The sequence below is a fragment of the Microbacterium sp. SORGH_AS_0454 genome (genome assembly GCF_031453395.1).
In the GTDB taxonomy this organism is placed as follows: domain Bacteria; phylum Actinomycetota; class Actinomycetes; order Actinomycetales; family Microbacteriaceae; genus Microbacterium.
The window spans coordinates 3,171,915-3,184,094 of record NZ_JAVIYS010000001.1 but is presented as its reverse complement, the minus strand read 5'-3'; the positions used below and the strand labels follow the sequence as shown (position 1 = coordinate 3,184,094).

Here is a 12,180-nt window from a genome sequence, read left to right as displayed (position 1 = left end):
ACAGGACGGTGTCGCGAGGCTCCGCGAGGCTGGGGCTCTCATCTCGTCGACCCCATCGAAGGAACGCCATGCCGTTTGCCTCCATCCGTATCGCCACTGACGACCTCGACGCTCTCGTCGCCTTCTACGAGCGGGTCACCGGACAGTCGGCCGAACGCCCCGCCCCCGTCTTCGCGCAGTTCCGAGGCTCCGGCGTGAACCTCGCGATCGCGAGCAGCGCCACCGTCGCGATGCTCGGCGATGCTGTGGTCCCCGCGACGAATCGATCCGTGCTCATCGAGTTCGAAGTCGCCGACGTCGACGCCGAGTTCGCGAGACTGCGACGGACCGGTGACGATGTCGTTCTCGAACCGACCACGATGCCGTGGGGCAACCGGTCCGCACTCGTCCGCGACCCCGACGGCAACGTCGTGAACCTCTTCAGTACGCCCACGGCAAGCTAGCCGCGCGTCGGCCTCGCCTACCGCACGCCCGCCCGCGGCGGCGAGACGTTCCAACCGAAGCGCTCGAGAGCGTCGTGCAGACGCCGGGCCTGCGCCCACGCGATCTGCCCCGAGACGTCGGAGTAGATGTCGATGGCGAACGGCGGGGGATCCGCGAACTTCGGGATCTCGACCTCGGCCCACGCGTGCGGGGCGAGCCATACGCGGGGGCGGGCGGTACCCGCATCTTCGACCCCGCCGTCGGCGGCGAAGGCGATCGCGTCGAGCGCGTCGATCTTGGTGATCGGCATGTTCACGACGAGGGTCACCGCGTGCAGCACTCCGGTCATCGCGCACCTCCCTTCCTCATCCTCACACGCGCGTGTCCGGTGAGGGGCGGGTCTTTCCGACGGGGGATGCCATGTCACAGGCGGCGCACAGGATCGGTGAGGGCGGGGGCAGGCCGCGTTCCCCATCCTCGGGGGAACGCCCGCCTCGACCTTGGAGAACCGACCATGAGCCGCATCCCCGACACCCAGATGACCCCGGAAGGTCCCGCCTACGAGGGCCGCTTGCTCGACCGAGCCGACGAGCCGGTCGTCGACCAGGGTGCGCCCTTCGACATCCGCACGCTTGTATCCCGCCGTCGTCTCCTGGGACTGTTCGCCGTCGGAGCGGGAACGGCGACCCTCGCGGCGTGCGCGCCCACCGGCACCGCGGCCACCGCGAGCCCCAGCGCGACCGCCCTGAGCGCGCCGTCCCCGAGCACCTCGACGACCGCACCGGCTGTCGCGCTGCCCGCGGGGGAGATCCCGCAAGAGACGGCGGGCCCCTACCCGGGTGACGGCTCGAACGGCGCCGACATCCTCGAAAGGTCAGGGGTCGTGCGCAGCGACCTGCGCTCGAGCCTGGACGGTGGGGCGACCGCGGCGGGCGTGCCCATGACGCTCGACCTCACCATCCTCGACATGGCGAACGGCGACGTCCCCCTCGCCGGGGCCGCGGTGTACGTCTGGCACTGCGACGCCGAGGGAAGATACTCCATGTACTCGTCCGGCATCCAGAACGAGACCTACCTGCGGGGGGTTCAGGTCGTCGGCGCCGACGGAGTCGTCTCCTTCACCTCGATCTTCCCCGCCTGTTACGACGGGCGTTGGCCCCACATCCACTTCGAGGTGTATCCGAACGCGGACGCCATCACCGACGCCGCCAACGCCATCGCGACGTCGCAGGTGGCCCTGCCCGCCGCGACCTGCGACGTCGTCTACGCCGACGCGGCCTACACCTCCTCGGCATCCAACCTCTCCCGCGTCTCCCTCGAGAGCGACAACGTCTTCGGCGACGACGGGGGAGTGCTCGAACTCGCCACGACGACCGGAGACAACGCCACGGGGTGGACGGTCGCCCTCACGGTTCGCGTCGACACCACGACGACGGCGGCCGCGGGGGCGATGCCCGGCGGCCGCTGACCCTGACGCGGCTGGCGCGTGAAAGTCGTGGTTGCCTCGGCGCCTCCGATCTGGTCTGCTGAGCATCAGCATGGCGAAGACGCCGCGCTCCTGTTCTGGGGGGAACACCACGATGACCGTTGCGAACGATCGAATCTCTGCGCGCCTGCGCGCCCACCGACCCCGGCACGTCGCCCTGGGGGTGACGGCGGTCGTCGTGACCGTGCTGCTCGCGGCGGGATGCTCTTCTTCCGTCTCATCCGCCGAGCCGGCGGCCACCGGCGACGCGCGACGCCTCGTGGCGTCGTCGCCCACCGAGACGCCGTCGCCGACACCCGTCGTCGCGGTGTCGGAGCAGACCGTCACATCCGCCCTGCCCTTCGAACGGACGACGGTGGACGACGGTTCCCTGCCGTCGGGAGAGTCACGCGTGTCGACGGCGGGCGTCGATGGCGAGAAGGTCTCGGTCTACCGCGTGACGACGATCGACGGGGTCGAGTCCGAGCGCGTTCTGCTCAGCGAATCCGTCGGTCGCGCGCCGGTCGCGGAGGTCACCTCGCGAGGAACGTACGTCGCACCCCCTCCGCCCGCGCCGGTCGAAGCGGCATCCGGCGGCGAGGGCTGCGACCCCAACTACGCCGACGCGTGCGTGCCCATCGATTCCGACGTCGACTGCGCGGGTGGGAAGGGCAACGGCCCGTCCTACTTCGACGGCGTCGCCCGGGTCGTCGGTGCCGACGTCTACAAGCTCGATGGCGACGGTGACGGCTTCGCCTGCAACGGGTCGCGCTAAGAACCCGCTGAGCAGAGGCCGCGGCTAGCCTCGATCCATGCCGTCTCCCCGCGCCCAACTCGAAGACCTCCTCGCCCGGGGGCTCGGCGACGTCTCGCCGGCCCTGCGGGCGGTCCCGGTCGAGGGTGAGGCCCGCGCCGCGGCGGTGCTCATCCTGTTCGGGGTCCTCGACGGCATACCGAGCTCTCGCGAGGCGGTGAACGTGCCCAGCGATCTCGACGTCCTCCTGTTGGCGCGGGCGAGCACCCTGCGCGCCCACCCCGGTCAGGTCGCCTTTCCCGGTGGTCGGGTGGATCCCGGAGATCGGGATGCCGTGGCAGCGGCGCTCCGTGAAGCCCGCGAGGAGACCGGGCTCGATCCGCACGGCGTCGAGGTGCTGGGGACGCTCGATCCGGTGCCGCTGGCGTTCTCTCGCCACGAGGTGACCCCGGTCATCGGCTGGTGGGTCCGACCGACGCCGGTCCGCGCCGTCGACGAAGCGGAGTCCGCCGCGGTCTTCCGAGCCCCCGTGGCCGACCTGCTCGACCCTGCGCGTCGTGGGGTGACCGTCGTCCGGCGTGACGGACGGGAGTGGCGCGGGCCCGCCTTCTCACTGCAGACGGCCCGCGGCCTGCAGACGGTCTGGGGGTTCACGGCGATGCTGCTCGATGGCCTGTTCGACCTCCTCGAGTGGACGGAGCCGTGGGATCGCTCGAGAGTGATCGCGCTGCCCGAGGCGATCGCCGGCGGCGGAGGACGTTCCTCGGGCGTGCGTCGCCCGTAGCCCTTCCGGTGTACTTCGTCATCCGCGGCGTGGCGAAGGACGCGGGTCGCTAGCGTGGAACCCGTGACTGCGCCTATCGACCCCACCACCACCTCCGCTTGGTCCCGCCTCAGCGCCCTGCGCGAGGGCTTCACCCCCGATCTGCGCGGCTGGTTCGCCTCCGACGCCGACCGCACTCGCGACCTCACCCGCACGGTCGGCGATCTCCACGTCGACCTGTCGAAGAACCTCGTCACCCCGGAGATCCTCGACGCCCTCGTCGCGCTCGCGGACGAGACCGGTGTGCGCGGGCGTTTCGCCGACATGCTCCGCGGCGCGCACCTCAACACCAGCGAGGACCGCGCCGTGCTGCACACCGCTCTGCGTCGTCCCGCCGGCGCCGAGCCCGCCCTCGTGGTCGACGGCCAGCAGATCGACCACGACGTGCACGAGGTCCTCGACCGACTGAGCTCTTTCGCCGACCGCGTGCGCTCGGGCGAATGGCGCGGGGTCACCGGTAAGAAGGTGACGACCGTGGTCAACATCGGCATCGGTGGCAGCGACCTCGGACCGGTCATGGTCTACGAGGCTCTCCTTCCCTACGCCGACGCCGGTATCCACGCGCGGTTCGTGTCGAACATCGACCCCACCGACATCGCGCAGAAGACCGCAGACCTCGACCCCGAGACGACGCTCTTCGTCGTCGCCTCGAAGACGTTCACCACCCTCGAGACCCTCACCAACGCCCGCCTCGCGCGCGACTGGCTCTGGGCACAGCTCGCCGAGAAGGGCGCGATCGACGATTCCGATGCCGCGCGCACCGACGCCGTGGCCCACCACTTCGTCGCCGTGTCGACGGCGCTCGACAAGGTCGCCGCCTTCGGTATCGACCCGACCAACGCTTTCGGGTTCTGGGACTGGGTGGGCGGCCGGTACTCCGTCGACTCCGCGATCGGGCTGTCGCTCGCGATCGCGCTCGGCCCCGACGTGTTCCGCGAGCTGTTGGCCGGCTTCCACACGGTCGACGAGCACGTGGCTTCGACTCCGATCGAGCAGAACGTGCCCGTGCTGATGGGCCTGCTCAACGTCTGGTACACGAACTTCCTCGGCGCGCAGTCGCACGCCGTCCTCCCGTACGCCCAGCAGCTGCACCGCTTCGCCGCCTATCTGCAGCAGCTCACGATGGAGTCCAACGGCAAGTCCGTCCGGTGGGACGGCACGCCCGTCACGACGGACACCGGCGAGGTGTTCTGGGGCGAGCCCGGCACGAACGGCCAGCACGCCTTCTACCAGCTCATCCACCAGGGCACGCGGCTCATCCCCGCGGATTTCATCGCCTTCGTGAACCCGGCCTACCCCCGTGCCGATGACGGGCGCGACGTGCACGGTCTCTTCCTGGCGAACTTCCTCGCGCAGACCAAGGCGCTGGCCTTCGGCAAGACCGCCGAAGAGGTGGAGGCAGAGGGAACCCGGGGAGCACTCGTCGCAGCCCGCACGTTCCCGGGCAACCGCCCGACGACCTCGATCTTCGCTCCTTCCCTCACCCCCTCCGTGCTCGGACAACTGATCGCGCTCTACGAGCACATCACCTTCACGCAGGGCACGATCTGGGGCATCAACTCCTTCGACCAGTGGGGTGTCGAACTCGGCAAGCAGCTCGCCCTCCAGATCGCCCCCGCGATCGAGGGCGACGACGAGGCCCTGGCCGCGCAGGACTCCTCGACCCGAGGGCTCCTCGACTACTACCGGGCTCACCGCGGCTAGTCCGCAAAACGCTCTGCGTGGGCGAGAGCCTTCGCAAAGAGGCCGATTCGGCGAGAAGTTTTCCTCGTCGGGTCGGCCTCTTGTCGACCGGGGCGCGACGCTCCGTCGATGTTGCGGCGTCGTAGCGCGCGCGTTTTCCTCGAATTACCCGGTGAGAGGGTTAATTCTGCTGCTTCTTGACTCGCGCGGATGTCGTGTGGAATCGCGGTCGAAGGCGACGTGTCCCACCGCGGCCCGGCCCCTACGCTCCCACCGGTCTTCCAGGTAACGAAAAGATAACGTCCAGAACCAGCACCCACACTCGGGGCCCGTGCCGACCCGACGGCACGACATCGCGCTCGATCCCGACGAGCGCGCCCCCGACGAAAGATCTCTCTTGCTGCGTTCCGACATAAAGCTCACCCACGTCAACCGCGCCCGGCGCACCCTCGTCACGGCGGCGACCTGTGCCGGTCTCGCCTTCGGCACGGTCGCCACGACCGGTCTCGCGATGGCCGCGCCCCTGTCGCTTCCCGACGCGTCGGCGTCCTCGTTCTCCGCTCCCAGCACGTCCGTGCCCGTCTCGACGGCGCCCACCCTGGACGCCGTCAGCACCGGGGCGAGCGCCGCCCTCGACGGAGCGCAGACGGCGCTCTCGAGCGCGAGCACCGTGCAGTCCGACGTCGCCGCGACCGGTCTCCCGCTCTCGATCGGCGACGCGTCCATCGACACGAGCGCGCTGCAGGATGCCGTGGACCGCCTCAACTCGCGAGATCTGCTCCCCGTGCTGCTCGTGCCCGCGTTGAGTCAGAACGCCCAGGCCGAGACGGAGCGCGTCAACGCTCGCGTGGCGGAGGTCAGCGGGAGCCTCGATCAGGCCAAGGCCGACAAGGCCGCCGCCGACGCCGCCGCCGAGGCTCAGCGCCAGGCCGAAGCCGCCGCTGCCGCAGAAGCTCAGCGTCAGGCCGACGCGGCGGCCGCGCTGGCGCGCGTCAACACCACCGAGGGCGCCAAGGCGTACGCGGCCCAACTCGCCTCCGAGAAGTACGGGTGGGGGAGCGATCAGTTCTCCTGCCTGTCGTCGCTGTGGACCAAGGAGTCCGGCTGGAACTACCAGGCCTACAACAACGACGGCGGTGCCACAGGCATCCCGCAGGCGCTCCCCGGCAGCAAGATGGCGACGTTCGGCGCCGACTGGAAGACCAACGCCGCCACCCAGATCGCCTGGGGTCTCGATTACATCTCCCGCGGTTACGGTGCCCCGTGCAGCGCCTGGGGTCACTCGCAGGCGATGAACTGGTACTGAGAATCCCCTCGACGACGACCCTCGATCGCGCTCAGCGATATATCGTTATATATCGCTGGCCCAGATCGGGTCCGCGCGAAGGAGGTCGTCATGAGTGGTTCATTCCTGGGAGACGCGTTCGGCGGACGCGGTGGCAACAACACCCCCGGCTGGCCGATGTCCAACATCCTCGAGGGTCTCGAGCAGTTGCGCACGCAGTTCGAGCAGAAGACCGGTTCCACGCCCCGCATGAACAAGGGCGACGTGCGCTCGGCGGTTCTGTCGCTGCTGCTCGAGCAGCCCATGCACGGGTACCAGATCATCCGCGAGATCGAGGATCGCAGCGGTGGGTCCTGGAAGCCGAGCCCGGGCTCGGTCTACCCCACGCTGCAGTTGCTGACCGATGAGGGTCTCGTGGAGGCCGAGGAGTCAAGCGGCCGCAAGACCTATTCGCTCACCGCCGAAGGCCGTGCCGCCGCCGGCGACGAGACCACCGAGCGCACCGCCCCGTGGGAGTCGGCCGGTTCGCGTGACGGCGGGCGCATGACGGCGCTGCCCAAGGCGGGCGTCGAGCTCGCCCAGGCCGCGGCCCAGGTCGCACGCACGGGGCGACAAAGAGCAGGTGGCGCAAGCCGTCGAGATCCTCGACGAGGCCCGCCGTAAGCTCTACTCCATCCTCGCCCAGGGTTGAGGTCACGCCCGCTCGACGGGGGCTCCACGCCCGTCGGCATCCAGGAGATCCGATGACCGACGACGCCCTCATGAAAGCCCGCTACCGGCGGATCACCCGCTTCGCGGCGCGCTATCTGGTGCAGGCCTGGTGGTTCGAGCTCTTTCTGCCGCGGTTCGGTCTCGGGTGGATCTCCGCCCGGGGCCGCACCCGGCGGCTCGAACGCATCGCTCAGCGCTTCCACGTGCTGGCGGTCGACCTGGGCGGTCTGATGATCAAGGTCGGCCAGTTCATGTCGTCGCGCCTCGACGTCCTGCCGCCCTCCATCACGAAGCAGCTGGAGGGCCTTCAAGACGAAGTGCCCGCGGTCCCGTTCGCGCAGATGCGCGCCCGCGCAGAACAAGAGCTCGGCATGCCTTTGGAGCGCGCCTTCGCGAGCGTCGACGAACGGCCTCTCGCCGCAGCGTCGCTGGGCCAGGCGCACCGCGCCGTGCTGACGGAGGATCTCGCCGCAGAGACCGGCCTGAGCGCCGTGGTCCTGAAGATCCAGCGCCCCGGCATCGACCGCATCGTCGATGTCGACCTGCGCGCCCTGCGCAAGGTCGGCGTGTGGCTCAGCAAGGTTGCTTTGGTGCGCGACCGTGTCGACATGCCCTCGCTCGTCGAGGAGTTCGCCGTCACGAGCCTCGAAGAGATCGACTACCTCCACGAGGCCGCGAACTCCGAGCGCTTCGCCGCCGACTTCGGGGGAGAGGGCGGTGTCGCCGTCCCCGAGGTCGTGTGGGAGCGCACGACCCGCCGCGTCCTGACCCTGCAGGACGTCACGGCGATCAAGATCAACGACGTCGATGCACTGCGCGCCGCGGGCATCGATCCGGCCGAGGTGGCCGCACGTTTCGCGCAGGTCATGTTCGACCAGCTCTTCGACGACGGCTTCTTCCACGCCGACCCGCATCCCGGCAACGTCTTCGTCACCCCCCTTCCCGGGACGACGGATGCCGGCACCCCGGCTTGGCGGTTCACGTTCATCGACTTCGGCATGATGGGAGAAGTCCCGCCGAGCCTGCGCCGTGGGCTCCGCCGAGTGCTCATCGCGGCCGCCTCCCGTGACGGCAAGGGCCTGGTGGACGGCATCCGCGATGTGGGCGTCCTGCTGCCCTCGGCCGACACGATCCAACTCGAGCGGGCGATGACGCAGCTCTTCTCGCGCTTCGGTGGCATGGGCTTCGCCGAACTGCAAGAGGTCGATCCGCGCGAGTTCCGCGCGTTCGCAATCGAGTTCGGCGACGTCGTGCGGTCGCTGCCGTTCCAGTTGCCCGAGAACTTCCTGCTGATCGTGCGCGCGATGTCGCTCACGAGCGGCATGTGCAGCGCCCTCGATCCGGCCTTCAACATCTGGGATGCCGTCGAGCCCTACGCCCAGCGCCTCATCCGCGAAGAGAGCGGCAACACCGCGCAGGCGTTCGTCCGCGAGGTCGGAGCGGTCGCTGCGGTGACCGCGCGCCTCCCGCGACGCGCCGATAACCTCATCTCGCGGTTCGAAGACGGATCGGTCTCGGTGCAGACTCCGCGCATCGAACGGCGCATGCGCGATCTCGAGCGCATGGTGCGTCGGGTGGTGTCGTCGGTGCTGTTCACGGGCCTGCTCATCGGCGGGGTGCTGCTGCAGTCCGAGCAGGCGGTGCTGGGGACGATCCTCATGGTCGTGTCGATCGCGCCGCTCTCGCACGCCCTGCTGGCCGGGTGGGTCGCTCGACGCAACGGCGCCTGACGGGGTCGGAGCCACGTGAGACGGCGAAGGATGCCGCCCGGCTCAACGCCCGTCGAACATGCCCAGAAGCGTGACGACGTCGAAGAACACCGGGATGCCGGAGACCGCCGTTCCGACCATGAACGACGAGACCACCCGCACGTTCGCCCACCACCCGTGGCGGGGTGATCGGCAGCTCCCGCCGCACGTCGTCGTCGGCGGCGTCGAGCCACCGAAGGCCCACGGGCCGTCCTCTCCGGCGGGTGTCGGCCCGCCCGCCCGCCCGGGGCCCCTCCCTAGACTGGCGCGGTGTCGACCGAATCACGCCGTCCCCTGTCGGCGTGGCGATTCGACGGAACGCTCCGGGCCTATCAGCGCGCCGCGCTCGACCGTGTCGACGTCGACGCGGGGGAGCCGCTGCACCTCGTCGCTCCGCCGGGTGCCGGGAAGACTCTGCTCGGGCTCCTCCTCGCCGCACGCCGGGGGCGCCGCACCGTGGTCTTCGCGCCCACGACGGCCATCCGGGCGCAGTGGGTGGGCGCTGCCCGCGTGCTGGCGAACGATGACGCCGCCGTGTCGGACGACCCCGATCGCCCGGCCGACCTCACGGCCCTGACGTACCAGGCGATCAGCGTGGTCGACTCCAGCGAACCCTTCGCGGCCCTGGCGCACGCCCGCTGGGTCGACGAGCTGATCGCCGACGATCGCACTCCCGACCAGGCCGAGAAATGGCTCGAGGCGCTCAGCCAGAGCAATGCCGCGGCGTACGGCCGTGGCATCCGCTCTCGTTCCCGCGCTCTTCGGCGCACTCTGGCGAGACAGGATGCCGCCGCGCTCACGGCCGCGCTCCACCCGCGATCGCGCGAGCTGCTGGAGCGCCTGGTCGAGGCAGGCGTCGAGACCGTCGTCCTCGACGAGTGCCACCACCTCCTGGATCACTGGGCGCTGGTGGTCGCGGCGCTCGTCGCGCGGCTGCGCGCGGCGGGTCGGGAGCCGCTCGTGATCGGGCTCACCGCCACCCTGCCCTCGCCCGATGACGCGAACGAGTACGAGAACTACGTCTCGCTGCTGGGCGAGGTCGATCTGGAGGTTCCCGTCCCGGCCGTCGTTCGAGAGGGGGATCTCGCGCCGTACCGCGACCTCGTCCACGTGGTCGAACCGACGGGTGAGGAGAGGGCGTTCCTCTCCGCTCACGCCGAAGCCCTCGCGGAGGCGCTGCGGACGACCTTCGCGGTGGGCGCCGGGAGAGAGTTCCTCCGCGCGGTGCTCCAGCCGCCGGCCCCTTCCGCCCCCGCGGATCCCCTCGAACCGCCCGTCGAGGGAGTCTCGGCCCCGGCCTCGGTCGCTCCCGCCGGGAGGAGCGCGGTCGACGGTGCGGAGATCGAGCCCCCGCCGCCCGCCGCCGAGTCGTCCGACCCCGATGCCGCGGTCGATGCCGCTCTCTCGGCGGCCTTCGCCGTCGACTTCGCCGGTGCCGAGGCCGCCGCGGCGATGTTCTCCGTCGTCGCGCCCGACGACCCGCTCACCGCTGGTCTTCCCGCCGTGGCGCGACGTGCGCCCACGACCGAGGAGACGCTGCGCCTGCTGGGTCGATATGCCCTGGACCGGGTGCTCCCCGACCCCGCGCGCGCCGACGATTGGCGACGGCTGCGCCGCCTGCTCGCCGATTTCGGCTTCGCCCTGACCGACCGCGGGGTGCGGCGCACTCGCGACCCGATCGACACGGTCCTCGCGTCCTCCCTCTCGAAGGACAGGGGAGCGTGCGACATCCTCGCCCGCGAGCGTACCGAGCTCGGCGACCGCCTCCGCGCCCTCGTCGTGACCGATTACGTCACCCACGGCAACGTCCACGGGGGGCTGCTGGGCTCGGCCGGTGCCGTCCGCACGTTCTCGATCGTGGCGACGGATGCCGTTACCTCGGCGCTGCGCGCGATCCTCGTCACGTCCTCGACGGTGCGCGTCGCCGTCCGCCACGCGGACACGCTGCTTCCGGCGCTCGCGCGCGAGCTCGGCGTCCCGGTGACGGGGGAGCCCTGCCCCGATGATGGGGCCGTCCTCGAAGTGCGGGGGACCACGGGGTCGGGTGTGGTCGGCGCCGTCTCCCGGCTGCTCGCCGACGGCTCGCTCGAGGTGGTCGTGGGCACGCGCGGTCTGTTCGGCGAGGGCTGGGACTGCCCGGCGGTGAACACCCTGATCGACCTCACGGCGGTGGCGACGGCGTCAGCGACGCAGCAGTTGCGGGGCCGTACGCTGCGACGCGATCCGAGCTGGCCCGAGAAGGTCGCCCACAACTGGACGGTCTCGGCGCTTCTGCCGCCCGACTCGCTCCTCGACGCGCAACCGGATGCCGCCCGCCTCCGTCGCAAGCACGCCGGCCTGTGGGGACTCGACGCCGACCACCCCGACCGCATCGTCCGCGGGCTGCCGGCGGCGCTGGGGCGCGAACGTCGTCGTGCGCTCGACGAGGTGCTCGAGAAGGCCCCCGGTGCGTCGCTGGAGCGTGTCGACGCCCTGACCTCGGTTCCGCCGCGGAACGAGACGCGATCCGCCTGGCGCATCGGCTCCCCGTACGACGATCGCGAGGAGCTCTCCGCGGTGGTCGAGCGCCCGGCCCGCACGCCGGTCTTCTCGACGTCGGTGACGGCCGAGCGTGCCCTCGGCGGATGGTTCGGAGTATCGGCGGGAGCGCCGGCGGCGCTGATCGCGCTGTCGTTCTTCCTGCCCCCGGTCGCGGGAGTCGCGGTGGGGGGAGTCAGCGCCATGATCGGGGCCGTCGTGGCCGTGCCCCTGTTCTCCGCGTGGCGTCGGACGCGTCGGCAGGCTCGGGATGCCGCGGCGACGCTGCGGAACATGGCGCATGTGGTGTGGACGGCACTGTCCGAGAGCGGGCGCGTCCGGTCCCCGCTCGCCGTTGCGATGTGGGAGGGAGAGCGGAGGGACGCCGACGCCACCCGCGCCGAGATCAGGATGGCGCACGCGAGCCTCGCCGATCAGAGGACGTTCGCGATCGCACTGGAGGAGCTGTGCGGTCCGATCCGGGCGCCGCGCTTCGTGCTGGAGGTCGATCGCGGCGGAGGGCCGTGGTGGGTGCGCGGCGTCCTCGAGCGCGCGGGACGCTCCCGGTCCCGGCAGTTCGTCGCCGTGCCTTCCGAGATCGGTCGTCGTCGGGCGGACGCTCTCCGCTTTCACAGCGCGTGGCAGGTGCACGTGGGGCCGGCCGTCCTGCACGAGCTCGACGGTCCCGAGAACCTCTCGCTGCTCGCAGAAGCGCGCCGCACCGGAGGGTTCTCCGGAGCGGCGCGCTCGATGATGCGGTGGAGCTGAGGG

The 12,180-nt window shown here is 70.7% G+C and carries 9 protein-coding genes and 1 pseudogene; 9 read left to right on the top strand and 1 reads right to left on the bottom strand.

Going from position 1 to position 12,180, the window contains the following annotated elements; all coding sequences use genetic code 11:
* The first annotated feature begins 68 nt into the window (after positions 1 to 68).
* On the top strand, positions 69 to 443 hold the full coding sequence (locus QE454_RS15265) for a VOC family protein (RefSeq protein WP_307459989.1): 375 nt from the start codon (positions 69 to 71) through the stop codon (positions 441 to 443).
* 17 nt (positions 444 to 460) lie between these two features.
* Here QE454_RS15265 and QE454_RS15260 read toward each other — a convergent pair whose 3' ends face one another.
* The gene (locus tag QE454_RS15260) at positions 461 to 772 is read right to left on the bottom strand and encodes a hypothetical protein (protein ID WP_210076205.1); all 312 of its coding nucleotides are present in this window, start codon (positions 770 to 772) and stop codon (positions 461 to 463) included.
* A 165-nt stretch (positions 773 to 937) separates the two neighbouring features.
* Between QE454_RS15260 and QE454_RS15255 the strand changes: the two genes are divergently transcribed.
* The 8 genes and pseudogenes from QE454_RS15255 (at position 938) to QE454_RS15220 (ending at position 12,177) form a co-directional block, all read left to right on the top strand.
* The gene (locus QE454_RS15255) at positions 938 to 1,891 is read left to right on the top strand and encodes an intradiol ring-cleavage dioxygenase (RefSeq protein ID WP_267786810.1); all 954 of its coding nucleotides are present in this window, start codon (positions 938 to 940) and stop codon (positions 1,889 to 1,891) included.
* A gap of 112 nt (positions 1,892 to 2,003) precedes the next feature.
* Positions 2,004 to 2,663, top strand: coding sequence for a G5 domain-containing protein (locus tag QE454_RS15250; protein ID WP_307459997.1), 660 nt, complete (start codon positions 2,004 to 2,006; stop codon positions 2,661 to 2,663).
* Positions 2,664 to 2,700: 37 nt separating this feature from the next.
* Positions 2,701 to 3,426: a CoA pyrophosphatase gene (locus tag QE454_RS15245; protein ID WP_267786812.1), complete on the top strand. Its 726-nt coding sequence runs from the start codon at positions 2,701 to 2,703 to the stop codon at positions 3,424 to 3,426.
* Between the two features lie 63 nt (positions 3,427 to 3,489).
* Positions 3,490 to 5,169: a glucose-6-phosphate isomerase gene (pgi, locus tag QE454_RS15240; protein WP_307460001.1), complete on the top strand. Its 1,680-nt coding sequence runs from the start codon at positions 3,490 to 3,492 to the stop codon at positions 5,167 to 5,169.
* A gap of 310 nt (positions 5,170 to 5,479) precedes the next feature.
* Positions 5,480 to 6,454 (top strand): phospholipase, encoded by a 975-nt coding sequence (locus QE454_RS15235; protein ID WP_307460004.1) that lies wholly within the window; start codon positions 5,480 to 5,482, stop codon positions 6,452 to 6,454.
* 90 nt (positions 6,455 to 6,544) lie between these two features.
* A pseudogene (locus QE454_RS15230) lies at positions 6,545 to 7,124 on the top strand (PadR family transcriptional regulator).
* A gap of 52 nt (positions 7,125 to 7,176) precedes the next feature.
* A complete protein-coding gene (locus QE454_RS15225; RefSeq protein ID WP_210076193.1) occupies positions 7,177 to 8,874 on the top strand; it encodes an AarF/ABC1/UbiB kinase family protein in 1,698 nt (565 codons plus the stop codon).
* Between the two features lie 288 nt (positions 8,875 to 9,162).
* Positions 9,163 to 12,177, top strand: coding sequence for a DEAD/DEAH box helicase family protein (locus QE454_RS15220; RefSeq protein ID WP_309668747.1), 3,015 nt, complete (start codon positions 9,163 to 9,165; stop codon positions 12,175 to 12,177).
* The last annotated feature ends 3 nt before the right edge of the window (positions 12,178 to 12,180 follow it).

Excerpts from the sequence above, each read along its gene's own strand:
- QE454_RS15265 (WP_307459989.1), top strand. The coding sequence starts at position 69 with ATGCCGTTTGCCTCCATCCGTATCGCCACTGACGACCTCGACGCTCTC.
- QE454_RS15260 (WP_210076205.1), bottom strand. The coding sequence starts at position 772 with ATGACCGGAGTGCTGCACGCGGTGACCCTCGTCGTGAACATGCCGATC.
- QE454_RS15250 (WP_307459997.1), top strand. The coding sequence starts at position 2,004 with ATGACCGTTGCGAACGATCGAATCTCTGCGCGCCTGCGCGCCCACCGA.
- QE454_RS15245 (WP_267786812.1), top strand. The coding sequence starts at position 2,701 with ATGCCGTCTCCCCGCGCCCAACTCGAAGACCTCCTCGCCCGGGGGCTC.
- QE454_RS15225 (WP_210076193.1), top strand. The coding sequence starts at position 7,177 with ATGACCGACGACGCCCTCATGAAAGCCCGCTACCGGCGGATCACCCGC.
- QE454_RS15255 (WP_267786810.1), top strand. The coding sequence starts at position 938 with ATGAGCCGCATCCCCGACACCCAGATGACCCCGGAAGGTCCCGCCTAC.